Consider the following 25,865-nt stretch of genomic DNA (forward strand, 5'->3'; position numbering starts at 1 on the left):
TTGACGTCGGCGAGGTCATCGCTCGCGTTGGCGATGCAGACGCTGCTCCGGCCGCCAACGAATCGGCTGAGGAAGAGGCCGAAGAGACATCTGCTGCAGTCGAGAAGGACGAGGAGCCAGTAAAGGCCAACGAGGAGACTGAGGAGAACTCCACTGACGTTGACGCTGGCGACGCCACCGACGTTGAGATGCCGGAGCTCGGCGAATCCGTCACCGAAGGCACCATCACCACCTGGCTGAAGAAGGTCGGCGACACCGTCGAGGTCGACGAGCCGTTGCTCGAAGTTTCCACCGACAAGGTCGACACCGAAATTCCGTCCCCGGTCGCAGGCACCCTGCTCGAGGTCCTCTACGACGAAGACGACACCGTTGACGTCGGCGAGGTCATCGCTCGCGTTGGCAGTGGCCAGCCAAAGAAGGCCGCACCGAAGAAGGAAGAGCCAAAGGCAGAGTCCAAGCCGGAGCCAAAGAAGGAAGAGCCGAAGAAGGAGGCTCCAAAGGCTGAGGCTCCGAAGGCTGAATCCAAGCCTTCCGCCAACAAGGACGTTCCTTACGTCACCCCGCTTGTTCGCAAGCTGGCTGACAAGCACGGCGTTGACCTGACTAAGGTCCAGGGCTCTGGGATTGGCGGCCGCATTCGTAAGCAGGATGTTCTGCGCGCTGCCGAGGGAGGCCAGGAGACTGCTGCTGAGTCCGGCTCCAACTGGTCCACCAAGGGCGTTCGCCCTGAGCTCGCTGAGCTGCGCGGCACCACCCAGCGTGTCAACCGCATCCGCGAGATTACCGCTGCCAAGACCCTCGAGTCTCTGCAGACTTCCGCACAGCTGACCCAGGTCCACGAGGCAGATATGACTGCCATCTGGGATCTGCGCGCTACTAAGAAGGCTGAGTTCGAGAAGAAGCACGGCGCGAAGCTGACCTTCCTGCCATTCTTTGCAAAGGCAATCGTTGAGGCTCTGGTCAGCCACCCGAACGTCAACGCTTCCTGGAACGAAGAGACCAAGGAGATTACCTACCACGAGCAGGTCAACCTGGGTATCGCTGTCGATACCGAACGTGGTTTGCTCTCCCCGGTCATCCACGACGCTCAGGATATGTCCCTGCCGGAGCTGGCTGCTGCTATCGCGGACATCGCAGACCGCGCTCGCAATAACAAGCTGACCCCGAAGGACCTGTCCGGCGGCACCTTCACCATTACCAACATTGGCTCCGAGGGCGCCTTGACCGACACCCCGATTCTGGTTCCGCCACAGGCTGCAATGGTCGGCACCGGCGCGATTAAGAAGCGCGCAGTAGTCGTCACCGAGAATGAGGCAGATGCCATTGGCATTCGTGCCATGGTCTTCCTGCCAATTACCTACGATCACCGCCTCATCGACGGCGCTGATGCAGGTCGCTTCATGACGACCGTTGTTGACCGCCTCGAGGTTGCTAACTTCGAATCGGATCTGCAGCTCTAAGCAGCCTACTCCCCTCCTGGGGTGGTAGCGCCGCGGAAATATCTAGCTGGCTTGCTAGCAGGAGGTTCCATCTCTTCCCTGCCCGCGTTAGTCGCACTTTGCGACTGACGCGGGTATTTCTTTTTCCGCATTCGTTCCGCAGTTGAACCTAATCAGCGATTCCTTCAAATGCGCAGCCACCCTCTTCTTGGCTAGTACTCAGATTTCGCGTAGCCACACATAGCTAACTCCATCGGCACAAAGAATTTACGCGCTGTTATTGCGCCATTAAGCCATTAGCGAACAACGGGAGGGTCTAGCCGAAAGCAAAGCCACAAGTAGCGAATGTGCATACTTCTTGTACTGCCGAAATGCGAAAACGCCACACACCCACGCACTCAGTTTCGGCTATCGCTTCCAGCTACGCCAACGAGAGCCATAGATAGCGATAATTAAATTCATTATTTGTTAACCTAGTCGTCATCTAGTTAGCAATTAGCCTTTACCAATCTAAGAAATCATTAGACAGCAGGCTTCTTTGGCGTGCCTATTTTTGCTCTCTGTACGTAACTTAGAAAGGTGGAGCATGTCCTCGGCTCCAGCGAATACTAGTTCGTCGACCGGGACCACATCGTCTGAGCAATCGAGCTCCTCAGATAAGTGGTGGCATCTCTTCTTCGGCGGGCTTCTCGCAATCAACATCGTAATTTTTGCCTTCTGGGCTTATGACTTCGTCGGCCCGCAGGCAAATACGGCAATTCTTCTGATTACCATCGCGTTCGCCGTCTTCATGGCATTCAATATCGGCGGTAACGACGTTGCTAACTCCTTCGGTACTTCAGTCGGTGCCGGCACCCTGAGCATGAAGCAGGCGCTAGTTGTCGCTTCAGTCTTTGAGGTTTCGGGCGCCGTCCTCGCAGGTGGCGAGGTTACTGACACCGTCCGTTCCGGCATTGTGGACCTGAATGCGATCCACGGTTTGGACCCGATGGAGTTCGCCTTCATCATGATGTCCGCGCTTCTTGGCGCGGCAGTGTGGCTCCTCGTTGCCACCCGCATGGGTTGGCCAGTTTCCACTACCCACTCCATCGTCGGCGGTATCGTTGGTGCCGCACTGACGGTCGGTTTCATCACCGGCAAGGGTGGCTGGAGCATGGTCCAGTGGGATCAGATCGGCCAGATTGCAATTTCCTGGGTTCTCTCCCCGCTCCTTGGTGGTATGGTCGCGTTTCTCCTGTTCGGCGGCATTAAGAAGTCGATTCTCGTCTATAACGACAAGGCTTCTCAGCAGCTGCAGGCCATCCACCAGGAAAAGGCCGATCTTAAGGCTCAGCACCGTGAAGAGTTCGAAAAGCTGCCTGAGCACGAGCAGATCTCTTACACCAACGCGATGCTTCGCGACGCGACGACGATGCGCGACGCCGACTGGGAGCGGAATGACCTGGAGTCTGACTACTTCCGCAAGCTCGTTGACATCGAGTCCAAGGTTGATGACGTCCGCGCTCACCGCGCGCTAGAAGCCTGGGTTCCAGGCCTGGCCGCATTGGGCTCCGTCGTCATCTCCGCGATGATGCTGTTCAAGGGGCTCAAGAACCTGCACCTGGGCCTGTCCGGCCTGGACAATTTCCTGATTATGGGCATGATTGCCACCGCCGTGTGGCTCGCCGTTTACATCTTCGCCCGCACTTTGAAGCGCCAGGACCTCGACCGCTCGACCTTCCTGCTGTTCAGCTGGATGCAGGTCTTCACCGCTTCTGCGTTCGCTTTCTCCCACGGTTCGAACGACATCGCTAACGCACTTGGCCCGTTCGTGGCAATTCTGGATGTTCTCCGTACCAACGAAATTTCTTCTGAGTCTGGTGTTCCGCTGGCAGTCATGGCCACAATGGGTGTCGCTTTGATTTCCGGTCTGTGGTTCATCGGTCGCTACGTTATTCAGACTGTCGGTTCCGGCTTGACTAAGATGCACCCGGCGTCGGGCTTCGCCGCAGAGCTCTCTGCTGCTGTGGTCGTTATGATCGCTTCCCTGTTGGGTCTGCCGGTTTCTTCCACCCACATTCTGATTGGTGCTGTTCTCGGTGTCGGTATCGTTAACCGCGCCGCTAACTGGAACCTGATGAAGCCGATTGGTCTGGCCTGGGTTATCACTCTGCCGGCTGCTGCAGCTATCTCGGCAATTACCGTTTCCATCCTGCGCGTCGTCTTCGGCTAAACCCAACAAGAGCACGCCACTTTCGCCCCGGCGGTCACTTTCTAGTGACCACCGGGGTATTTTTGTGGCTGGTGCTATCCAAGTAACAAGAAAACTAAGGCCCACAGAAATTCGGCGTATCCTATAGGCCACCATGACTGCCCCAAGAAAACCTTTTACTCGCGCAGATAAATCCATTCGAGACTCTAGCTCCGACATCGAGATTCAGCACCTGGGTCTTGTCGACTACGAAGAGACCTGGCACCTACAGGCAGACCTTGCTGCCAAGCGTGCGAAAGACCTGATTCCAGATCAGATTCTCGTGCTCGAGCACCCGAGTCTTTACACAGCAGGAAAGCGCACCCAGCCCGAGGACCGCCCTACCAATGGGTTGTCGGTCGTCGATGTCGACCGCGGGGGCCGCATCACCTGGCACGGCCCGGGCCAGCTTGTGATGTATCCCATCATCAAGCTCGCTCAGCCGGTCGATGTGGTGGACTACGTCCGCAGACTGGAAGAAGCCCTCATTCAAACCGTTCGCCGGGCTGGCATCGCAGCTGCTGGCCGCATCGATGGCCGCTCGGGGGTATGGATTCCCGCATCAAACGGAATTAGCGACCGAAAGATTGCGGCACTGGGAATCCGCGTGACTCATGATGTGACCATGCACGGACTGAGTCTGAACTGCGACAACTCTATGGAGTTCTACAACTACATCATCCCGTGTGGCATCTCCGATGCTGGAGTGACCACCCTATCCCGGGAGCTTGACCGAGATGTTAGCGTGTCAGAGATGACAGAGTCGCTTCTGGCGGATTTACAAGATGCTTTGGAAGGCCGTCTGACCGTTGCCGACCATTCCTTTGGCTCCGCGCCCGACCCCACGAAGGGCCTGCCACACCGGGTGAAGCACAACTCCACTACCGGCATATTCGAGTACTCATCAACAAACAAGTAGGGTGAAACTGTGACTGTTAAGCCAGAAGGACGTAAGTTACTGCGCGTCGAGGCACGAAATGCCGAGACCCCTATCGAAAACAAGCCACGGTGGATCCGCAACCAGGTTCGCCCGGGCCCCAGCTATAAAGACATGAAGAGCCGTGTCTCGGGCGCCTCCCTGCACACAGTTTGTCAGGAGGCTGGCTGCCCAAACATTCACGAATGCTGGGAAGACCGCGAGGCCACCTTCCTTATCGGCGGCGACAAGTGCACCCGCCGCTGCGACTTCTGCCAGATTAACTCTGCCAAGCCGGATCCCTTGGACAAGGACGAGCCGCGCCGTGTCGCCGAGTCCGTCCGCGAGATGGATCTTCGCTACGCGACCATCACCGGTGTCGCCCGCGACGACCTGCCCGACGGCGCATCCTGGCTCTACGCAGAGACATGCCGACAGATTCACGAGCTCAACCCGAATACGGGGGTCGAGCTCCTGGTCGACGATTTCCGTGGCGACGAATCCGCTGCACAGCAGGTCTTCGATGCCAAGCCCGAGGTTTTCGCCCACAACTTGGAGACGGTGCCGCGCATCTTCAAGCGCATCCGTCCAGCATTCCGCTACGAGCGCTCCTTGGAACTCATCACTCGTGCTCGCGAAGCTGGGCTGGTTACCAAGTCCAACCTCATCCTGGGCATGGGCGAAACCTACGACGAAATCATCTCCGCTATGGAAGATTTGCACGGAGCCGGCTGCGACATCCTGACAATTACGCAGTACCTCCGGCCCACCCCGCTGCACCACCCAATTGACCGTTGGGTCAAGCCGGAAGAGTTCGTCAAACTCTCCAAGGCTGCCGAAGAGATGGGCTTCGCTGGCGTCATGTCAGGACCGCTAGTCCGTTCCTCTTACCGCGCTGGACGGCTCTACGCCCGCGCGCTGGCGCACCGCGGTCAGGAGCTGCCTGAGCATCTCTCCGCGCTTGCCGACGACGGCGGCAGCGACCTCGCCCTGCAGGAGGCCTCAACCCTACTCGACCGCTATGGTGCATCGGAGGATACGCCAGTCACTTCGGCTATTCCGGCTTCCTAGAGGCCTGACGGCCTCAGCGCCGTCGTAAAGCGAAACGGCGCTACGGCGCGGTCTATTGCCTAAAACTACATCGCATGCCCTAAAGTTGGTGATTATGGCGACCAATGATGCGAAAGAAATGAAGAAGGCGAACCGCGCCGCCAAGCGCGCTCAGCGTAAGCAGACCCGTAGCCAGATGTGGCAAGCGTTTAAGCTGCAGCGCTCGCGGGACAACAAGCTCGTGCCGTACATGGCACTGGGCTTCTTCGGTCCGATTATCCTTCTGTTATTGCTTGGCCTGCTCATTGGTGGAGTCTGGCCCTGGGTTCTGACGATTATTGGTATTTCGATCGGCTTTATGGTCGCGATGTACATCTTCTCCAAGCGTCTTGAGGCTTCCTTCTACACAGAGGCAGAAGGCCAGGCCGGTGCTGCGGCGTGGACGCTGGACAATATGCGTCAGGGCGTTGGCTATGTCTGGCACGTCAAGACCGGTGTTGTCGCTAATCAGCACATGGATGCTGTTCACCGTGTTATTGGTAACGCCGGTGTTGTGCTGGTCGGTGAAGGTGACCCGAACCGCGTCAAGCAGATGATTGCTCGTGAGAAGAAGTCGCTGGCACGCATTGCGGGCGAAGCTCCGATTTACGACATGATTGCTGGCAGCGACGAGGGGCAGGTCCCGCCAAAGAAGCTGCAGCGCGAACTCATGCGTCTGCCGCGCAACCTGAATAAGGATCAGGCCAATGCTTTGAATGAGCGCATCCAGTCGATGGACCGCATTCGCGATGCGCGCGCGAACATGCCCAAGGGGCCGATGCCGAAGGGAGCTAACCCACAGGCCGGTATGAACCGTCGTGCGCGCCGTGCGGCAAACCGCGGCAAGAAGCACTAGAGGCTTAGCTAGGTTTCACCAGAGCCAGTTGCTCGGGCAACCCGACGAGGGACAACCTAGGTTGAAGCAGAAAAAAGGGGCTTTCGGGCCCCTTTTTTCTGCTCTAAAGCTTTAAAACGAAGTCCAAAACCACGACTTCAAACACAGTTATTGATGTCTTGTTGAAGTGATTACTCTCACTTATCACGCCGTCAGCAAAGGTTATATCCTTGCTGAAAACAATGCTTAATGAAGATTACTGCTAGTTGTGCCACCATGGGATATGTGCAACTCTTGGCTGAAAATGAACTCTTAGCGCTTCTAGTGATTTTGTTTCTTGGCCTGGCAATTGGCCAGATCAAGATCTTCGGCTTCAAGCTTGGCGTGGCTGCCGTCCTCTTCGTCGGCCTTATCCTCGCGACCATTGAGCCGGAAATTCAAATCTCCCCGCTGATTTACATCGTGGGCCTGGCATTATTCGTCTACACCATCGGGTTGGAGGCGGGCCCCGAATTCTTCAGCTCGTTACGCTCACGCGGTATCAAGCACAACTTATTCGGCATTGGTGTGCTCGCAGTTGTCACTATCGAGTCTTTCTTGCTAATCAAGTTTTTGCCTATCGACCCGGTGGAGGGCGCAGGTGCCTTCACAGGCGCCCTGACCAACACCCCGGCTATGGCAGCAATCGTCGATGCTCTTCCTAGCCTCATTTCGGATAAGGGCGAGCTGGCCGCTGCCCACGATATGCCGGTGATTGGTTACTCCCTGGCCTACCCAATCGGCGTGCTGGCAGTGATTGCCTCAATCGGTATTATGTCGAAGGTCTTCCGCGTCGATCACGACCAGGAAGCTATTGACGCAGGTGTCGCCGCGCTTCCGCTGCATACTCGGGACATCAAGGTCCTCAAGGACGACCTGCCGTCCATCACTGACCTTCCGTCGAAGTTCGGTTTGGACATCACGGTTTCACGCATCGAGTATAAGGGCCACCTCTACATTCCATCTCCGGGTGACACTGTCTCCGTCGGCGATATTATTTCCGTCGTCGGTACAGAGGAAGAAATTGCTCGTGCCGCCGAGTACATTGGCGAGCTTATGCCAGGTGATCCGACACACGACGGTCGCCTGGACTTCCGTCGCATCTTCGTCTCCGCATCTGACGTGGTGGGCGTACCCATTGCGGAGCTTCAGACTCGTATGGATGGCATGATTATTACGCGTATTCGCCGCGGCGACCACGACATCATCGCGGAACCAAACATGCGCCTCGACCTTGGCGACCGCGTCCGCGTGGTTGCACCACCAGAGAAAATCAAGGACGCAACAAAGTTCTTCGGCGACTCTTACAAGAAGCTTTCCGACGTCAACCTCTTGCCTCTCACCCTTGGGCTTACGCTGGGTGTATTGGTCGGTCTCATCAAGATTCCGCTTCCGGGCGGCAGCTCGCTAGCCCTGGGATCCGCTGGTGGTCCACTGGTTGTGGCGCTGATTCTGGGTGCTGTTGGTCGCACTGGCCCGTTGGTTTGGCCTATCCCCTACTCGGCCAACCTGGCGTTCCGCACCATGGGTCTGGCACTGTTCCTGGCTGGTATCGGCACTACTGCTGGTAAGGGATTCCAGGCTGCGTTGTCTGACCCGGCATCACTGACAGTTCTGGGCCTTGCCGCCATCATCGCCTTTAGCTCCGCACTGTTGACCCTCATTATCGGTCACCGCGTGCTGAAGATTCCGTTCGGTCAAACTGCGGGTATCCTCTCGGGCTTGCAGACTCACCCGGCAGTGCTCTCATACGTCAACGACCAGGCCAAGAACGAGTTGCCGGCAATGGGATACACAACGGTGTATCCGATGGCCATGATCATGAAGATCATTCTCGCCCAAGTCCTGGTCGTGTTGGTGCTATAGCGCTAACCCAAACAGCGCTACCCCAAAATAACTGCCGTGCCAGTGGCGCGGTCGTGCATGCCGCGCATATCCGAGTCGGTGATTGCTGGCGGCAGTAAGAAAAGAGTAAGCAAGCTGCGGAAGAAGGCACGAACAAAGCCGACTCGCGCGCCGGGCTTGTCCACGCGAGCGACGCCCATCTTCATCATCCACTGCCCCGGAGTGCGGGCGAACAGCCAAACCGACACCGTGCCAATAATGAGGAAGACAACTGGCGTATAGGTCGCAAGGAATGACTGCCAGGCGATAAACGAATCTCCGAACTGGTCAATTTGCTCCTCGCTCGGGCCGAAGAACATCGAAAAAGCGCCGGCAATCATCAGGGAAATGATCCAGTCAATGAGAATGCCGCCGACGCGACGCATCAGCGTCGCTTGCGAGCCTGGGCCATCGGGGGCAAGACCCAACGCCTGGCCGGGATAGTCCGAGAGTTTGTCCGGATTATCGAACTCTCCCGGAATCTGAGGGCCATCTAGCCAACTGTGCTTTTCTTCCATGGATTCATAGTCTAATGCAGTAATCCGGCTATCAAATCACGGGCTGGGACAGCCACTCAGCCTACGCGGGGGTAATCCGGGGGCGATGTTGCGTCGCCTTTTCCATTTTCTTATCAGCATGGGAGCTAAAGGCTCGTCGTAAAGCATGTGTGACGCGAATGCGCAGGGTATTGCCGAGTTTCCACAAACAGATAACCCGCTCCCTATTTGCGTAACCCATTCCGTATTGGTGAATTCCTCACGCGCCATGTCAGAAATTCGTGGTTCTAATTCCAGAATGAATGCGTGGTTCGTTAAGCTTAAAGGCGTCAACCGGCCAGTCCTTGACAGCGCGGCAGGTGCACGAAACATCGTGCAAGAATTCCCTGCTGTGTACTAAACAAGGCCAACTAAGGAGACCGCACATGTCCTTCAAAACTCCCGAGGAAGTAGTCGCATATATCAAGGAAGAGGGCGTCGAGTTCGTAGACGTCCGCTTCACGGATGTTCCCGGCATCGAGCAGCACTTCACCATCCCGGCATCCGCATTTGACGAGGACGCGATGGCCGAAGGCCTGGCATTCGACGGTTCCTCGATTCGTGGTTTCACTTCCATCGACGAGTCCGACATGGCTCTGCTGCCCGACCTGAGCACGGCGCGCATTGACCCGTTCCGCAAGGCGAAGACCCTGAACGTCAAATTCTTCGTCCACGATCCGTTTACCCTCGAGCCGTTCTCCCGCGACCCGCGTAACGTCGCCAAGAAGGCGGAGGAATACCTCATCTCCACCGGCATCGCCGACACCTGCTTCTTCGGCGCCGAGGCGGAGTTTTACATCTTCGACAACGTCAAGTTCGAGACCGACACCAACCGCGGCTTCTACGAAGTTGATTCCATCGAAGGCTGGTGGAACCGCGGCAAGGACCAGAACCTGGACGGCTCTGCAAACCTGGGTTACAAGACTCGCCTGAAGGGCGGCTACTTCCCTACCGCTCCGTACGACCACTACCAGGACCTGCGCGACAAGATGTGCCTGAAGCTCGCTGATGCCGGCTTCGACCTGGAGCGCGCCCACCACGAGGTCGGCACTGGTGGCCAGCAGGAGATCAACTACAAGTTCAACACGATGTTGCACGCTGCAGACGACCTGCAGACCTTCAAGTACATCATCAAGAACACCGCCTGGGAAGAGGGCAAGTCCGTCACCTTTATGCCGAAGCCGCTGGCTGGCGACAACGGCTCGGGCATGCACGCTCACCAGTCGCTGTGGAAGGACGGCAAGCCGCTGTTCCACGATGAGGCCGGTTACGCAGGCCTGTCGGACATTGCTCGCTGGTACATCGGCGGCATCCTGCACCACGCAGGTGCGGTACTGGCCTTCACCAACCCGACCCTGAACTCCTACCACCGCCTGGTCAAGGGCTTCGAGGCTCCGATTAACCTGGTCTACTCGCAGCGCAATCGCTCTGCCGCTGTTCGCATTCCGATCACCGGCTCCAACCCGAAGGCAAAGCGCATCGAGTTCCGCGCCCCGGATCCGTCGGGCAACCCGTATCTTGGTTTCGCCGCCATGATGATGGCCGGACTGGACGGCGTGAAGAACCGCATCGAGCCGCACGCTCCGGTCGACAAGGACCTTTACGAGCTCCCGCCGGAGGAAGCCGCCGACATCCCGCAGGCTCCAACCTCTCTCGAGGCCGCGCTCGAGGCTCTGCGCAACGACCACGAGTTCCTGCTCGAGGGCGATGTCTTCACCGAGGACCTCATCCAGACCTACATCGACTACAAGTACGAAAACGAGATCGAGCCGGTTCGCCTTCGCCCGACTCCGCAGGAATACGAAATGTACTACGACTGCTAGAGTTTTCGCTTCACGACGACCACAGCGAGCAGCACCCATTGCTCCTCATGGCCGCCCAATGAGCTTGTTAGATGCCGCCTGACCACAGTTAATGTGGCCAGGCGGTTTTTCGTTGCGGCCATGCTGGCTGCGGGTGCCTGGGCCCGCATACGCGCGCATATGTGAGCACGAATTTGTGCGCGATTCCGGGCCACTTCCCTGAACAGGACCATATACCACCACAAAAGGGCCGCACCTCCTGCACGAGTAGAGTCGCGCACTCTCCTCCCCGGTCTTATCGATGCAATATTCACTTGTCGATGCGCTATAGCGTGGCCATATGTGAACAGCGTATCGACAAGTGACAGGGTGGGGAGAACCCCCTGCGCATAAGAGCCGGACAGTTGTCGAGAAGTGACGAAAAATCGTCGACAAGTGAAGGAAAATCATCGATAGGTGCCAGAAAATTGGCCATAAGTGCGAGGGTGGCGCTAGGGAGAACGCGAGGGACGAATGCGGGGGCGGCTACCAAGGGTGGATTCGGTGGTCGCTTCAATGGCGCAGGCGTGAAGTAGTACGGCTCCAATGCCGATAACCGCCAGAAGGACCTGCCACGTTCGATCCACCTGTTCATTCTCAACGATGCAGTTACGGGTGCACCAAAGGCTGTCATGTCGGCAAACCTCCTTTCGGCATACCGCACTGGCGCTGTCCCGGGTGTCGGAGTCAAGCACCTGGCCGTCGAAGATGCCGAGGTCGTTGGCATCATTGGCCCGGGTGTTATGAGCCGCACCATTCTCGGCTCTGCTATGTCGCAGCGTCCGAGCATCAAGAAGGTTAAGGTCAAGGGCCGCTCCCAGGCTTCGACTCAGAAGGCTGTCGATTGGATCAAGAACGAGTTCCCGCAGCTTGAAGAGGTCCGTATCGTCGAGACCGAAGAAGAGGCCATCCGCGACTCCGACATCCTTATCGCCGGCACCTCGACTTCCTCCGATGGTCCGTCCGGTTTCCCGTACTTCAAGAAGGAGTGCTTGAAGCCCGGCGCGCTGCTGCTCATGCCGGCCGCTGCACGCCTCGACGACGACTTCGTGCGTTCCGACGACTGCAACCTCGTCGTTGACTACACCGGCCTGTACGAAGAGTGGTTCAACGAAAACGGCCCAGACGTGACCTATGAGCGCTTGCTCGGTATTCCGGGTAACCGCTGGTGGGACATGAAGGAAGAGGGCACTCTTCCCGCCGAGAAGCTTGTCAACATTGGCGATATCGCCTCCGGTAAGGCTCCGGGACGCCAGAACGACGAGGAAATCTTCTGCTACTCCATCGGAGGCATGCCAGTCGAGGACGTCGCCTGGGCCACCGATGTCTACGACAACGCCCTGACAAAGGGCATCGGCACCAAGCTGAACCTGTGGGATGTTCCACTGCTGAAGTAGCTGACGCGGACTGTGTGGGCTCGATTAACCATGAGGTCGAGCGCCACCTCAACGCTCCACCCCACGCACAAACAAGCCGCACAATTTCATAGTGACCAGCAAGTTCGACAAGACGACCAACAAGCTCAACAAGCTAGACGCGAAGTAGGCGAGTTTTACCAATGGGTAAGTTCAGACCCAGCAGTGACCAGACAACTCCGGAAGGGATCCAACGATTCATCCGGGACAATGACATTCGCTGGGTAGACGTCCAGTTCACCGACGTTCCCGGCATCGAACAGCACCTGACCGTTCCGGTATCCGAGTTTGATGAGGACTCAGCCTATGAGGGCCTCGCCTTCGACGGATCGTCCATTGCGGGTTACACCTCGGTGGATAACTCCGACATGATGCTGCTGCCCGACCTGGACACGGCTTTCATCGACCCGTTCCGCAAGTCGAAGACGCTGAACATGAAGTTCTTCGTCCACGACCCGCACACCCGCGAGCCGTTTAGCCGCGACCCGCGCAATATTGCCCGTAAGGCCGAGAACTACCTGAACGAACTGGGCTTCGCCGATACCTGTAATTTCGGCGCTGAGGCAGAGTTCTACATCTTCGACTCCGTCCGATACGACGCCACTTCGAACAAGTCATTCCACGAGGTGGACTCGGTTGAGGGCTGGTGGAACTCCGGTGTGAAGGTAAACCCGGACGGATCGCGCAACCTCGGCCACAAGGTACGCACCAAGGGTGGCTACTTCCCTACTGCTCCGTATGACCATATGCAGGATCTTCGTGACGAAATCGGTGAGCACCTGCAAGATGTTGGCTTCCATGTTGAGCGCTCTCACCACGAGATGGGCTCGGGTGGCCAGCAGGAGATTAACTACCGTTTCAATACTCTGCTGCACGCCGCCGATGACATGCAGACTTTCAAGTACGTGGTGAAGAACACCGCCAAGTTCAACCAGAAGTCCGCTACCTTCATGCCGAAGCCGTTGGCTGGCGATGGCGGCTCTGGTATGCACATCCACCAGTCGCTGTGGAAGGATGGTAAGCCGCTGTTCCACGATGAAAACGGTTACGGTGGCCTGTCGGACATGGCGCGCTACTACATTGGCGGCATACTGAAGCACGCCGGCGCAGTCCTGGCTTTCACCAACCCGACGATGAACAGCTACCACCGTCTGGTTCCGGGATTCGAGGCCCCCGTCAACTTGGTCTACAGCCAGGAGAACCGCTCGGCTGCCATCCGCATCCCGATTACCGGCGCAAACCCGAAGGCCAAGCGCATCGAGTTCCGCGCTCCGGACCCGTCGGGCAACCCGTACTTGGCTTTCACCGCCGTAATGATGGCTGGTCTCGACGGCATCAAGAACCGCATCGAGCCGGGCAAGCCGATTGACAAGGACCTCTACGAGCTGCCGCCAGAGACACTCAAGGATGTTCCCACCGTCCCGCATTCGCTGGAGGGTGCCCTCAACGCACTGGAGGAGGACCACGAGTTCCTGCTCGCCGGTGACGTCTTCACAAAGGACCTCATCGACGCGCACATCCGCTACAAGTTCGAGCACGAGATTATGCCGGCACGTCTGCGCCCGACAACGCAGGAGTTCGAGCTCTACTACGATTGCTAGCACTCGCCCAGTAAAACTCGCTTGACGACGCCCACACCGCTACCCCACCTAACCGTCTTGGGGTAGCGGTGTTTTTAGCTGGGGCATGCTGTTTAGTCGGAACATTTAGTGAACATTTAGTAGAGCTAGCACCACTGCGAACTAAACGGATTAGGGCTACCCTTGATAAGTATGAACAACAAGTCACTGACCCGTTCCACCAATAACAAAATGGTTGCCGGTGTGCTCGGTGGGTTCGCTGAGTATTTCAACTGGGATGCGACTTTGCTGCGCGTTATATTTGTCGCGTCTTTCCTGATGCCGGGCCCGCAGTTTCTTCTCTACATTGCAGCATGGATTATCATGCCGAAGGAAACTTACGTATAAGCGCAATCAACCGGAAATACCTAAATATCCATACCTCGGAGTATTTATCTAATGAGCGACGCCGCTCCCGAAAGATCCACCAAGAAAATTTACCGCTCGCGTAATGACCGCCTCCTCGGTGGCGTCCTCGCAGGAATTGCGGAAAGCCAAGGTTGGGATATCACTTTCACGCGAATGGTCTATATCATCCTCCCCTGCGTTGGATCGATGCTTGGCTGGAAGATTGGCGCTGGATTCCTAGCTCTTTACCTTTTGGCATGGTTCGTCCTGCCAGATGGCAAGTACACGCTTGACGACGATGCCCGCGGCTCCAACCCCACGGGGAAAGAAAATAAGCAATAAACATCAAGCTTAATAAGATTGATACCTTTCCGTTACTCGCAACGCCCTCACCAGCACTATTCCAATTTCGCAATCACGTAAATTCGGTAACAAATAGTGCATAAAGTACACAGATTCACGCAGTTTGACTTGCACAAGCCTCAGAATTACCTAGTGTTCTTTCTGTAGGGCTTTGAAGCCACACCATCTTCCAATGCCTGATATTCGAAAGAATTGTCGTTTTCTCTTTGAATTTAATATCGGGCAAATAGTGGAACATGCCAATAATTGAATAGGTAACTTAGTTAGCTCTCAAGAAAGTGGTTTGAAATGCAGAACAAGAAGATGACCCGTATCGCTACCGCAATCGTCGGCTCCGCCGCTCTTCTCGGCGGCCTGGCTGCATGTTCTTCCGATGATGCACAGGATGCTGCTAACAACGCCAAGGATCAGGCTGGCCAGGTAGCAACCGACGCCACTGATAAGGCTGGCGACGCTATGGACGGCGCTAAGGACAAGGCCGGCGACGCTGCTGACGGCGCTAAGGACAAGGCTAACGAGGCTATGAACGGTCTGGGTCTGGGCGACGCTGCTGGCGAGGATGTGGCAGAATCTGACCTGCCTGAGTCCATCACCGAGGCAGCTTCTTCCTTCACCTCCCCGTACGGTACTGAAGCTGGCGAGTTCAAGTCCGCTAAGAAGGCCGGCGACGCAGTTGCCGCTGAATACGAGAATGTCACCTTCGTTGAGTCCCCGGAGACCAACGGTGCACAGCCACTGATTGGTAAGATTCGCGAGACTTGGGTCTCCAACGGTGCACTGGAAAACGAGATTGGTCTGCCGACCGCTCCGGAGTCCGAGATTGAAAACGGCTGGGAGCAGCCGTTCACTAAGGACACCATGAAGTGGACCTCTGAGGACGGCCAGAACTACTCCGACTCTTACGAGAACAAGTAGTTCTACACGAACCGAAAGATTTTGAGCGTGCCGGGTGGCACGCTCATTTTCTTTCCCTAGCTAGTCACATTCCCCACTCACCTAGTTTCCCCCTCGCCTAGTCAAAAACGCCAGATGCACCGCGCCGATGTGCGCCAACAATGTTGATATCGACAATCCCCACGGCAGCCATTGATGCAAAGACCGTGGTGGGGCCTACGAACTTAAAACCGGCATTCTTCAATGCCTTGGCAAGCGCCTTGGACTCCTCGGAGAAGCTGGGAACCTCTTCGATTGAACGTGGCTCCGGAGACTTCTCCGGTTTAAACGACCACATCAGCTCGGCTAAGCCGCCGTGCTCACGCAGAGCAATAGTCGCCTCGGCGTTATTGATTACTGCGGTTATCTTCCTGCGATTCCGAATGATCCGTTCATCATTCATCAATCTTTCGACATCTTCGTCATCGAAATCAGCAACCGCATCGGGGTCAAAGTTCGCAAAGGCTTGCTGAAACGCGGGCCGCTTCTTCAGAACTGTCTCCCACGACAGTCCTGCCTGAAATACTTCCAGGCTGAGCCGTTCGAATAGTCCTTGCTCATCACGCACCGGCATCCCCCACTCGGTATCGTAATATTCTCTCAGCAGCTCGCTGTGAGCCGCCCACGCCGGTCGAGCCAATTCATCCTCACCGATGATGAGCCCATTGTTTTCCGTGTAGTCCGATCCAATTTTCATCAGTCTTTCCAATCCCCCAATTCCGGTTTGATTTAACTGCGCGTCGCAGCTGTTAATCCTCGTGGTTCTGTTGACGCCCAACCAGAGCGCCAAACACCAGATCGAGTGTCGGTGTTTCCACTGACACCTTCTGCCCCATCCTGCGGATTGCGCCAATCTGGGCATCGAGCTCATTGGCAAGCCCCGCGGTGTAGTCACGCTGCATCGACGAGGTGTTGTCGTACCCCTGAGCATCAGTAAAGGCCAAGGTCCGCGACACGATGTCCTCTGGCAGCGCGACACCGCAGGCTCTACCAACTGCTTCAGTTTCTTCAAACATCCGCGTCAAGCTGTCGCGCATTTCCGAACGCAAGTAACCAATCGGACTATCAGCCAGGGCACCTAGTGCACCGAGGTTAGCCACGAACATCGCCTTTGCCCAGATATCGCCCCAGATATCCGGGAGCTGTTCGCCACCGAGCCCAGCCGTGTGCAATGCCTCGATAACTTCCCCGACCAGGTCATTAGTGGAGCCATCGAATGTGCCGATGCTCAGGCTCATCGGTCCTGGGCGGAAGGTGACTTCCGCAGGGCCAGTGTGAATAAAGAAACCGCGGATAACACCCGGGAACACCTTGTCCTCACCGAACCGCCCCGCTGCCAAATAAGGGATTTCCACCGAGTTATGGGTGGTCACTACCGCAGCTCCAGCCGGAACTTGTGGGAAAGGATCATTGCCCCGCAGCGCCTTGGTTGCCGCAATCACAACATCGACGCCGATGCCATCGGCAGTGAGTTCGTCCCAGTTGTCGGCTGCCTTAACGGGGATAGTGCTGCGTTCCCCGTGCTCGTCGATAAGCGTGAGCCCCGCCTCACGAATACGTGTCAGGGTCTTACCGCGGGCGAGAAAGACAACATCATAGCCCGCTTGCACGAGGCGACCGCCAAACCAGCCGCCCACTGCTCCTACACCTAAAACTCCAATCCTCATAGCTGCCACCTTACGACTTCCGTGTTGACCGCGAAGGAAGTTGCATGCGGTTGTCCACAGGAAATCCGGGCTGTCTCCAAATGTAAAATTTGGGCTTGAATTACTACCTTGCCAAAACTATGTAAAACGGAGTAGGGTCGAAATCAATAGATATCAACCCAGGGTTGTTACTCTTTTGAGGCAAGACCTGAGGCCCACAGTTTGTGGTGTCTCGGGTCTTTTTTGCGTTTAACGGCCCTGTTTACCGCGAAGGAAGGTCACGATGGGGTCGTCAAAAGATTCCAGCGCGAGGGCAATAGTTGAAAACCTCGGTGGACCCGGAAACATCACAAGCATGACGCACTGTGCGACGCGTCTGCGTTTTGAACTCGGTGATGTCTCCAAGATCAACGAGGACAAGATTGACAACGTGCCGGGCGTACTCGGCGTCGTTCACCAGGGCGACAATCGCTACCAGGTCATCTGTGGCGGTGGCGTCGAATCGATGTACACGGCAATTAAGCACCTACCGGAAATGAAGGGCGCCGGCGCGGTCGCCACTAAATCCGACGCAGATGTAAAGGCAGAGGCCCGTTCAAAGGCACGCGGCAAGTACGCGTGGCTGGACAACTTCTTCGAGTATCTCTCCGATTCCTTCCGCCCGATTCTGGGCGTGCTTCTGGGAGCCTCGCTAATCATCGCGATTGCGGCTGTACTCGACGCATTCGGAGTCGTTGATTTCCGCGCCGATGATAAGTCCGCTACTTGGATCTTTGTTGATGCCATGTGGCGCAGTGTCTTCTACTTCCTGCCAATCATGGTCGCCTACAATGCGGCGAAGAAACTACGGGTGGATCCATGGCTAGGTGCAGCCATTATGGCTGCACTGATGACGCCGGAGTTTATGAGCCTGAGCGATACTGAGCGCTTCCCCGACACTGTCCGGGAAGTCAACGAATCGCTGGGCACTGAGGCTTTCACCGCCAACATTTTTGGTCTGCCGATGCAGCTCAACGACTATGGTGGACAGGTCTTCGTACCGCTGATTATGGTCGCGATCCTGGCTGTGGTTTACCACAACTTGAAGAAGGTCTTCCCGGAAAACGTCCAGATGGTCTTCGTACCGTTTATCTCCATGCTGATCATGATTCCGCTGACCGCCTTCCTCATTGGCCCATTGGGCATCTGGCTGGGTAACGGTATCGGCGCAGGACTGGCATGGATGAACTCGCACGCACCGTTCGTGTTCGCAATTCTGATCCCGATGCTCTACCCGTTCCTGGTGCCGCTGGGCCTGCACTGGCCGCTGAATGCGCTGATGCTGGTCAATATCCAGACGCTCGGCTACGACTTCATCCAAGGCCCAATGGGCACCTGGAACTTCGCCTGCTTCGGCGCAACCGCCGGTGTGCTGGTTCTTTCCATGCGCGACCGCGACACTCAGATGCGCCAGACGGCAACCGGTGCACTCGCCGCTGGTCTCTTCGGTGGTATCTCCGAGCCGTCCCTCTACGGTATTCACCTACGCTTCAAGCGGATCTACCCGCGCATGCTGCTCGGCTGTTTCGCCGGTGGTCTGACCATCGCCATTCTTTCCGCTCCGTACGAGGGCGTCCAGACCAACGCGTTCGTCTTCACCTCGCTGCTGACCCCCGTCGTGTTCAAGCCGATGTGGGTCTACGCCATCTCCATCGCCGTGGCATTCTTCGTCGCCATGTTCGCAATCATCCTCACCGACTACCGCACACCAGAGCAGAAGGCAGAGGCCGAGGCCGCACGCGCTGCAGAGCTTGACGACGAGCCCCGCGACGACACCCCACACGCTGCCTCCAGTGGCTCCGATTCCACTCCGGCGGAGGCTTCCGGTGACCCTGGTACCAACACCGAGGCTGTCGCACCGGCTGCCGCAGCAGCTGGCGTCGGTGGTGCCGCAACGGCCGTTGCTACCAAGCCTGTACAAGTACAGGCCCCAGTTGCCGGTGAGGTTGTCAACCTTGCCGATGCCGGCGACGCGGTCTTTGCCTCCGGTGCTCTCGGTGACGGTGTCGGAATCAAGCCGACCAGTTCCACCGTGGTCGCCCCCGTATCGGGCACGTTGATGACCGTGGCCAAGACCGGTCACGCCTTCGGCATTAAGACCGATGACGGTGTGGAGGTACTCGTCCACGTCGGTATTGACACGGTCAAGATGGCCGGTGAGGGCTTCGATGTCCAGGTTTCCAAGAAGCAGCACGTCCAGGCCGGCGATGTTCTTGCCGAAGTCGATTTCGACAAGGTCAAGGAAGCTGGTTACCCAACCACGACACTGATGACCATCACCAATACCAAGAAGCTGACCAAGGTTTCCCCGGTCGCCGGCATCTCCGTCCACGCCGGCGACACGGTCATCGAAGTTCAGCCATAATTGATTTCTAGAAGGCATACCGGCCTGAAATCCCTCAACTTATGGAGGAGTTCACGGTTACCGACATGGAAATCTTAAGAGTATTCAATAACAACGTGGTCCTGGCCAAGGACGCGGCCGGCGAGAAAATCATCACCGGCCGCGGCATTGGCTTCAAGGCCCGCCCGGGGCAGTCGGTTGATTCGAGCAAAGTTGTTCGAATCTTTGTCCCAGCGGAAGGCCGCGATCCGGACCATATTGCCACGATGCTCACAGAGATTCCGTTGGCCCACATCACTCTTGTGACCGATGCGGTAACCGCGGCCGGTCTGCCGGAATCAATGACAAAGAACGCTTCCCTTCTTGTGGCGTTGGCCGATCACATTGGTTTCGCCATCATGAGGGCAGCTAACGGGCAGCGAGCTGATTACCCGCTGCTCGCGGAAGTCAGCCAACTTTATAGTGAAGAGTACGCGCAGGCGCAGGCCATTTTGTCGCATATCAATCGCGCTCTCAATGACCGTCGTATAGCGCCATTGCCCCGCTCAGAATCGGTGGCAATTACGTTACACCTGGTCAATGCTGGTTTTTCTACAGGCGATTTGAGCTTCACCTACACCATGACGGGCGTGCTGCAGCAGCTGCTCACAATCATTGAAAGTGATTTTGACATCACGCTGGAGCCAGAGACTGTCAATGTGGGACGCTTCATCACGCACCTGCGCTACCTGTTCGTCCGGATTGCCAAGCATGAGCAGTTGAAAGACCACTCCTCCGCTATTGGCCAGGCCATCCGTGACTCTTCCCCAGAGGCATATCGTTGCGCACAGCGCATATCCGCAGTCATTGAACTGCGTCTGGGGTCGGGGCTAACGGAAGACGAAATTTCCTACCTCACCCTGCACATTGCACGCATTGTGCAGGCAGCGGCTGTATCTCCCACCGCCTCCGGGGTTTCCCGGAGCATGCGCGACGTTGATGCTAAGCAAGCACCAGCGGGCGGCGCACCCGCGGTGGGGTGTACAGGCCCTGTGCCTGAGTCAGAGAATTCCACACACTCGACCCGAAAGGATTCAACCATGATTACTCGTACCGCTACCATCGGTTCCTCCGTAGGCCTGCACGCTCGCCCGGCTTCCCTGTTCACTCAGGCTGCTGCTGAGTACGACTACGACATTGTCATTTCCCTCGATGACGAAGAGGCCGATGCCGCTTCGATCCTGGAGGTCATGACCCTCGGCGCTAAGCACGGTGATGAAGTCACGCTGAGCTGTGAGGACGACTCCGCAGCTGCAGCTCTGGACGAGCTCGCTGCCATGCTCGAGCGCGACCTGGATGCCGAGTAAGCCCAGCTACAACACTCCTGGATAACACCACGGCACACCACGACCGACGGGTCTCCCCGCAGAGGTCCCGAAAAGGAGATCGGAAGCAATGAACGAGCAGCACACTGTCATCTATGGCATCGGTGTCTCGACCGGTACGGCCAGCGCTGAAGTAGTAAAGGTACTCCCCGCTCCGGGAGTTGATACCCAAGAGCCGTCGTCGACCGACCCTGTCGCCGATGGTGAGCGCGTCCGCGCAGCGATGGCCAACGTCGCAGAGTCGCTGAAGAAGCAGGCTGAGCATTCCAGCCCGCAGGCGCGTCCGATTCTGGAGGCCACTGCGCAACTGGCTTCCGATAGGGCACTCGCCAAGGCTGTGGTAAAGAAACTCAAGGCGGGCTCCGGCGTCACCCAGGCAGTTCACGATGCCGTTGAAGACTACGCGCAGCTCCTCTCAAGCCTCGGCGGCTACATGGCTGAACGTGTCACCGACCTCTACGATGTTCGCGACCGCACAATTTGCGAGCTGCGTGGCCTGCCAAAGCCGGGCGTCCCGGATGTCTCCACCCCCACTATTCTGCTTGCCGACGATCTCGCGCCCGCCGAAACCGTGGGGCTTGATCCCGAGTTGGTCGTAGGCATCGCCACCGCTGGTGGCGGGCCGACCAGCCACACGGCTATCCTCGCAGCTCAGCTGGGCATTCCGGCCGTCGTTAAGGCGAAGGGCGTCATGGAACTTGAGGCCGGTACCTTTGTCGCCATTGACGGTGGTGCCGGTGAGGTGATTGCGAATCCGACCGCCGATGAGGTCGCCGAGTTGGAAGAGCGCGCTCGTCGCCGGGAAGCCGCCCTGGCGCAGTCTGTGGGCGCAGGCAAAACCGCTGATGGTTACCCTGTGAATCTGCTGGCCAACATTGGTACGGCGGAAGATGGTGAGTCTGCAGCAGCGCAGGATAATGAGGGCACCGGCCTGTTCCGTACTGAGTTCCTTTTCCTCGACCGCGACAAGGCTCCGAGTTTGGAAGAACAAACGGAAACCTACACTCGTGTGCTGAAGGCATTCGGTGAGCGACGCGTGGTTGTGCGCACACTGGATGCGGGTGCGGATAAGCCGCTGAGCTTTGCCGACCTAGGCGAGGAAGAAAACCCGGCGCTGGGTCGCCGCGGACTGCGCCTGTCGCAGGCTCGGGAAGATTTGCTGGATACGCAGCTGGATGCACTCGCCGCTGCGTTTGATGCCACCGGCCGTAAGGCTGACCTGCGGGTTATGGCTCCGATGATAGCAACGGTCGAAGAAACAAAGTGGTTTGCGGACAGGGCGCGTGAGCGTGGCCTGCCGAAGGTCGGCATCATGATTGAGGTCCCCGCAGCAGCAATTCGCGCGAAGCAGCTGCTGTCCATTGTGGACTTTGCCTCCATTGGTACTAACGACTTGTCGCAGTACACTATGGCGGCCGACCGCATGCAGGGGGCTCTGGCGGATCTGCTTTCCCCGTGGCAACCAGCGGTACTGCAAATGATTAAGTCCGCATGCAAGGGCGGCAATGCTACCGGCAAGCCCATTAGTGTCTGCGGTGAAGCCGGCGGTGACCCGCTGCTGGCACTGGTCCTGGTGGGTCTCGGCGTGAGCTCGCTGTCCATGGCTTCCAAGAAGGTACCGGCCGTCCGCGCCGCTCTCCGCCTCCACGACCGCGCTACCTGCCAGCAGATGGCAGCGTACGCTGTCGATGCCGAGACTGCGGCCGATGCGAAGGCCGCAGTGACCGCGCTGGTGGATCCGAAGGTGAAGGATCTGCTGTAGAGCGACGGAATTATTATTGAGCCTGGCGCACACACGGTCAGCGTAAAAGTGTGTGCCAGGCTCTTTCTTTATTGGCGCATCGAACGATCACGAGCAGCGAACTTTCTGGGAGTTTTCTTGATTTTCCCTCTCTCGAACGCCCCATTAAGATAAATAGAGTGCCTTCGTCGGCACCACCAACGCCGTCGAAGCCCCTTAATAGTTCAAATAAAGACGGCTCATACAAGCCACAACTTAATTCACGCAACAGGCTCCACCCAGCCCGTGACAATTCACAATTTCACATTAAAGTGTCAGTTTTCGGCATCGTGGCCTGTCATCTACATGGGCACACGAACTGCAATTGCGCTGCTGTAACGGGCGTTTGCGCTACCGCAGCACCAGCAACAACGGCGTCGCCACAGCAGCATGCAGCATCGCCCTTGACCTTATGGGCGACACTAATTTAGAAAGAACACAATTCTCATGACCAAGTCGAGCGGAGTGGAGTCCCCGAAGTCTTTCGCTTCCATAATCGTTGTTACAGCGCTCATGCTGTTTTCGATGTTCTTCGGCGCGGGCAACCTCATCTTCCCGCCGAAGCTCGGAGTGGATTCCGGTACCAACTTTGGCCCCTCAATCACCGGCTTCCTGCTCACCGGTGTGGCGTTGCCAGTTCTGGCCATCATTGCGATCGCCATTTCAGGCAGCAATTTACGTGACCTAGCGTTCCGCGCGGGCCGCATCTTTTCCCTGGGCTTCCCGGTAATCGCATACCTTTCCATCGGTGCTTTCTACGCTCTGCCGCGTACCGGTGCCGTGTCGTACGAAACCGGTGTCCAGCCGATTTTCGGCAGTGATTCGCTGGCCGCCGCTGCGTCCTTCTACTTTGTTTTCTTCGGTATCGCGTTGGCATTGGCGTGGAATCCGAATGAAATTGTGTCCAAACTGGGCAAGATTCTCACCCCGGCTCTGCTGATTCTCTTGGTTGTATTGGTTGGAATGTCGGCATTCAAATTCGATGCCGCTCCGGCTGCGCCAATTGAAAAGTACTCCTCTACCCCATTTGCCTCCGGCCTAGTCGAGGGCTACCTCACCATGGACTCCATCGCCGGCCTTGCATTCGGCATCATTGTCATTTCTGCCCTCCGCGTCAGCGGTGTCCCAGAGGGCAAGCGTATGGTTCGCGGCACAATGATCTCAGGCCTGTTCGCCGGCATTTTGCTGGCCATCATCTACTTGGGATTGGGCTATGTCGGCCAGGTGCTGCCGAATGCTGCCTCCTTCGATAACGGCTCGGGCATCCTCGCAGAGGCTTCCAAACAGGCCATGGGTCAGGGCGGTCAGATTGTCTTCGGTCTCATCGTTCTGCTGGCATGCATGACCACGGCCGTCGGTCTGATTGCCGCAACCAGTGAGTTCTTCAATCTGCTGCTTCCGGGTATCAGTTACAAGGCCTGGGCGATTGTCTTCACGGTTATGTCCTTCGTAATGGCAACACAGGGGCTGTCTCAGGTACTGGCGATTGCCGCGCCGATTATCACCTTTATTTCCCCGCCGGCAATCACGCTGATTGCACTGACACTTCTCGACCCAGTCATTTCCTACTCCTTCAAGCTGTATTACACCTACCGCCTGGGCGTCTGGGTTGCCACCATCTGGTCGGGTATCTCAGTACTCTCCGGTTTGGGTGTCGGTGGTTCTGCTTTGGCGGACTTCCTTAGTCTCGTGCCTGGTCAGACCATCGAGTTCGGATGGTTCCTGCCGACTCTGGCAGCGGTGGTGATTGGTTACGCAATTGACGTCGTCACGCGAAAGCAGCGCGCAAATCGCCCGGCGAGTGTGCTTGCCGACGAGGCCGTTACAGAAGAGGTAGCCGAAAAGGCGTAAAACCACACCCGGTCATTTGCGTTGCTTAACGTAAATACCGCACGCTAGAGAAGTAAATTCCATCCGAACAAGGATTGACTATGAGTACCCGAATGCGTTTTACGCAAACGCTCCTATTCCGCGTTATTGTCGCGATTATTCTGGGCATTGTCTGCAGCTTTTTCTTCCCGGAATGGCTGGCTCGAATTTTTGTCACTTTCAATGGCCTCTTTGGTAACTTTCTGGGCTTCTTTATCCCGGTGCTGATTTTTGCCCTCATCACGCCGGCGATTGCCAGCCTGGGCCGTGGTGCCGGAAAGTGGTTGGGTATTACCACTGCTATTGCCTACGGCTCGACGGTGTTTTCGGGCCTATTGGCCTACGCCGCTACCCAGGGGCTCTACCCTTGGCTGCTCGGCGCTGATCAGGCCGGTGCATCGGTGGATATTGATGAGGGCGCGCTGGAGAGCTTCTTCAATGTAGAGATGCCACCGCCGTTTGACGTCATGACCGCCCTGCTGCTGGCTTTCACGGTCGGTGTGGCGATGACCACCGTGAAGTCGGACTCGCTCTACCGCGGTGCGACACAGCTGCGCGATGTGATTATGAAGATCATCTCGGCGTTTATCATCCCGCTGCTGCCGGTTTACATCTTCGGCATGTTCCTGTCTATGGGCATGAACGGCAACCTGACCACGACGCTGTCGATGTTCTTCAAGGTGCTCGTTCTGGCAGTCATCGGCACCGTGCTTCTGTTGGCAATCCAGTTCTCCATCGCGGGTGCCATCGCTGGCCGCAGCCCGTGGCAATCCCTGAAGAACATGCTGCCGGCCTACGCCACCGCGCTCGGCACCTCGTCCTCGGCCGCTACCATTCCGGTGACTTACAAGGCCGCGCTGAAGAATGGTGTCTCGGAGAAGGTCGCTGGCTTTACCGTGCCGCTGTGCGCGACCATTCACCTGGCCGGTTCGATGATGAAGATCATCCTGTTCGCGTTTGCGGTGATGTTCATGGCGGACAAGCCGGTTTCGCCGGGTATGGCCATCGGCTTCATTCTCACTTTGGGTATCACCATGATTGCGGCTCCGGGCGTTCCGGGTGGCGCAATTATGGCCGCGGTCGGTGTGCTGCAGTCCATGCTCGGCTTCGATCAGGAGCAGGTCGCTTTGATGATTGCCGCCTACATCGCCATCGACTCCTTCGGTACCGCATGCAATGTCACTGGTGACGGCGCAATTGCCATGATCGTTAACCGCTTCGCCAAGGATGATGTCGTCGACCGTTCCGAAGAGCTCAGCTTCGACGCGGAAGTGGCCAATTCCGCATCTTCCGCAGCCGAGGCCTGACTGGCTTCAGTGCATATGTAAAAATTAAA

Annotated in this window: 19 protein-coding genes and 2 pseudogenes; 18 read left to right on the top strand and 3 right to left on the bottom strand. The window is 57.2% G+C overall.

Translation table 11 applies throughout. From position 1 onward, the window contains the following. The 6 genes from sucB to HMPREF3011_RS02250 all read left to right on the top strand — a co-directional run. A partial coding sequence (gene sucB / locus HMPREF3011_RS02225) for a 2-oxoglutarate dehydrogenase, E2 component, dihydrolipoamide succinyltransferase (protein WP_070841087.1) occupies nucleotides 1-1,460 on the top strand: 1,460 nt, incomplete at its 5' end. Nucleotides 1,461-2,025: 565 nt separating this feature from the next. Continuing rightward, nucleotides 2,026-3,651, top strand: coding sequence for an inorganic phosphate transporter (locus HMPREF3011_RS02230; protein WP_049181585.1), 1,626 nt, complete (start codon nucleotides 2,026-2,028; stop codon nucleotides 3,649-3,651). A 133-nt stretch (nucleotides 3,652-3,784) separates the two neighbouring features. Beyond that, nucleotides 3,785-4,588, top strand: coding sequence for a lipoyl(octanoyl) transferase LipB (gene lipB / locus HMPREF3011_RS02235; RefSeq protein ID WP_038625892.1), 804 nt, complete (start codon nucleotides 3,785-3,787; stop codon nucleotides 4,586-4,588). Between the two features lie 9 nt (nucleotides 4,589-4,597). Beyond that, the gene (gene lipA, locus HMPREF3011_RS02240; RefSeq protein WP_038625894.1) at nucleotides 4,598-5,656 is read left to right on the top strand and encodes a lipoyl synthase; all 1,059 of its coding nucleotides are present in this window, start codon (nucleotides 4,598-4,600) and stop codon (nucleotides 5,654-5,656) included. 94 nt (nucleotides 5,657-5,750) lie between these two features. Then, nucleotides 5,751-6,530, top strand: coding sequence for a DUF4191 domain-containing protein (locus HMPREF3011_RS02245; RefSeq protein WP_005511046.1), 780 nt, complete (start codon nucleotides 5,751-5,753; stop codon nucleotides 6,528-6,530). A 264-nt stretch (nucleotides 6,531-6,794) separates the two neighbouring features. Continuing rightward, the gene (locus HMPREF3011_RS02250; RefSeq protein WP_210401635.1) at nucleotides 6,795-8,414 is read left to right on the top strand and encodes an aspartate:alanine exchanger family transporter; all 1,620 of its coding nucleotides are present in this window, start codon (nucleotides 6,795-6,797) and stop codon (nucleotides 8,412-8,414) included. A gap of 17 nt (nucleotides 8,415-8,431) precedes the next feature. Here HMPREF3011_RS02250 and HMPREF3011_RS02255 read toward each other — a convergent pair whose 3' ends face one another. After that, complete coding sequence (locus HMPREF3011_RS02255; protein ID WP_070628861.1) at nucleotides 8,432-8,950, bottom strand: RDD family protein; 519 nt, start codon at nucleotides 8,948-8,950, stop codon at nucleotides 8,432-8,434. 404 nt (nucleotides 8,951-9,354) lie between these two features. Between HMPREF3011_RS02255 and glnA (HMPREF3011_RS02260) the strand changes: the two genes are divergently transcribed. The 6 genes and pseudogenes from glnA (HMPREF3011_RS02260) (at nucleotide 9,355) to HMPREF3011_RS02290 (ending at nucleotide 15,469) form a co-directional block, all read left to right on the top strand. Beyond that, complete coding sequence (gene glnA, locus HMPREF3011_RS02260) at nucleotides 9,355-10,791, top strand: type I glutamate--ammonia ligase (RefSeq protein WP_038625898.1); 1,437 nt, start codon at nucleotides 9,355-9,357, stop codon at nucleotides 10,789-10,791. Between the two features lie 521 nt (nucleotides 10,792-11,312). Further along, nucleotides 11,313-12,206: pseudogene (locus HMPREF3011_RS02270) on the top strand (tyramine oxidase subunit B); the annotation flags it as partial. A 161-nt stretch (nucleotides 12,207-12,367) separates the two neighbouring features. Then, a complete protein-coding gene (gene glnA / locus HMPREF3011_RS02275; protein WP_038625910.1) occupies nucleotides 12,368-13,825 on the top strand; it encodes a type I glutamate--ammonia ligase in 1,458 nt (485 codons plus the stop codon). A gap of 171 nt (nucleotides 13,826-13,996) precedes the next feature. Then, nucleotides 13,997-14,191, top strand: coding sequence for a PspC domain-containing protein (locus tag HMPREF3011_RS02280; RefSeq protein WP_038625912.1), 195 nt, complete (start codon nucleotides 13,997-13,999; stop codon nucleotides 14,189-14,191). Between the two features lie 51 nt (nucleotides 14,192-14,242). After that, a complete protein-coding gene (locus HMPREF3011_RS02285; protein WP_038625915.1) occupies nucleotides 14,243-14,533 on the top strand; it encodes a PspC domain-containing protein in 291 nt (96 codons plus the stop codon). Between the two features lie 309 nt (nucleotides 14,534-14,842). Next, nucleotides 14,843-15,469 carry a hypothetical protein gene (locus tag HMPREF3011_RS02290; protein WP_038625917.1) on the top strand — a complete coding sequence of 209 codons (627 nt, stop codon included), beginning with the start codon at nucleotides 14,843-14,845 and terminating at the stop codon, nucleotides 15,467-15,469. 97 nt (nucleotides 15,470-15,566) lie between these two features. Here the strand turns inward: HMPREF3011_RS02290 and HMPREF3011_RS02295 are convergent, their stop codons facing one another. Next, nucleotides 15,567-16,184 (bottom strand): DNA-3-methyladenine glycosylase I, encoded by a 618-nt coding sequence (locus HMPREF3011_RS02295; protein ID WP_038625920.1) that lies wholly within the window; start codon nucleotides 16,182-16,184, stop codon nucleotides 15,567-15,569. Between the two features lie 52 nt (nucleotides 16,185-16,236). Continuing rightward, a complete protein-coding gene (locus HMPREF3011_RS02300; protein WP_070841089.1) occupies nucleotides 16,237-17,154 on the bottom strand; it encodes a 2-dehydropantoate 2-reductase in 918 nt (305 codons plus the stop codon). A 262-nt stretch (nucleotides 17,155-17,416) separates the two neighbouring features. Here HMPREF3011_RS02300 and HMPREF3011_RS02305 point away from each other — a divergent pair, with 262 nt between their 5' ends. The 6 genes and pseudogenes from HMPREF3011_RS02305 to HMPREF3011_RS02325 all read left to right on the top strand — a co-directional run bounded on the left by HMPREF3011_RS02305 (nucleotide 17,417) and on the right by HMPREF3011_RS02325 (nucleotide 25,836). Next, nucleotides 17,417-19,537 (top strand): glucose PTS transporter subunit IIA, encoded by a 2,121-nt coding sequence (locus HMPREF3011_RS02305; RefSeq protein ID WP_070841090.1) that lies wholly within the window; start codon nucleotides 17,417-17,419, stop codon nucleotides 19,535-19,537. A gap of 65 nt (nucleotides 19,538-19,602) precedes the next feature. Then, nucleotides 19,603-20,418: pseudogene (locus HMPREF3011_RS11315) on the top strand (PRD domain-containing protein); the annotation flags it as partial. 177 nt (nucleotides 20,419-20,595) lie between these two features. Further along, nucleotides 20,596-20,862, top strand: coding sequence for an HPr family phosphocarrier protein (locus tag HMPREF3011_RS11320; RefSeq protein ID WP_224433282.1), 267 nt, complete (start codon nucleotides 20,596-20,598; stop codon nucleotides 20,860-20,862). A gap of 88 nt (nucleotides 20,863-20,950) precedes the next feature. Then, nucleotides 20,951-22,642: a phosphoenolpyruvate--protein phosphotransferase gene (gene ptsP / locus HMPREF3011_RS02315; RefSeq protein ID WP_038625926.1), complete on the top strand. Its 1,692-nt coding sequence runs from the start codon at nucleotides 20,951-20,953 to the stop codon at nucleotides 22,640-22,642. 465 nt (nucleotides 22,643-23,107) lie between these two features. Continuing rightward, nucleotides 23,108-24,511 carry a branched-chain amino acid transport system II carrier protein gene (brnQ, locus tag HMPREF3011_RS02320; protein ID WP_070841091.1) on the top strand — a complete coding sequence of 468 codons (1,404 nt, stop codon included), beginning with the start codon at nucleotides 23,108-23,110 and terminating at the stop codon, nucleotides 24,509-24,511. Nucleotides 24,512-24,591: 80 nt separating this feature from the next. Next, on the top strand, nucleotides 24,592-25,836 hold the full coding sequence (locus tag HMPREF3011_RS02325) for a dicarboxylate/amino acid:cation symporter (protein ID WP_038625930.1): 1,245 nt from the start codon (nucleotides 24,592-24,594) through the stop codon (nucleotides 25,834-25,836). The last annotated feature ends 29 nt before the right edge of the window (nucleotides 25,837-25,865 follow it).

It is taken from the genome of Corynebacterium sp. HMSC074C04 (genome assembly GCF_001838295.1).
Classification (GTDB): domain Bacteria; phylum Actinomycetota; class Actinomycetes; order Mycobacteriales; family Mycobacteriaceae; genus Corynebacterium; species Corynebacterium amycolatum.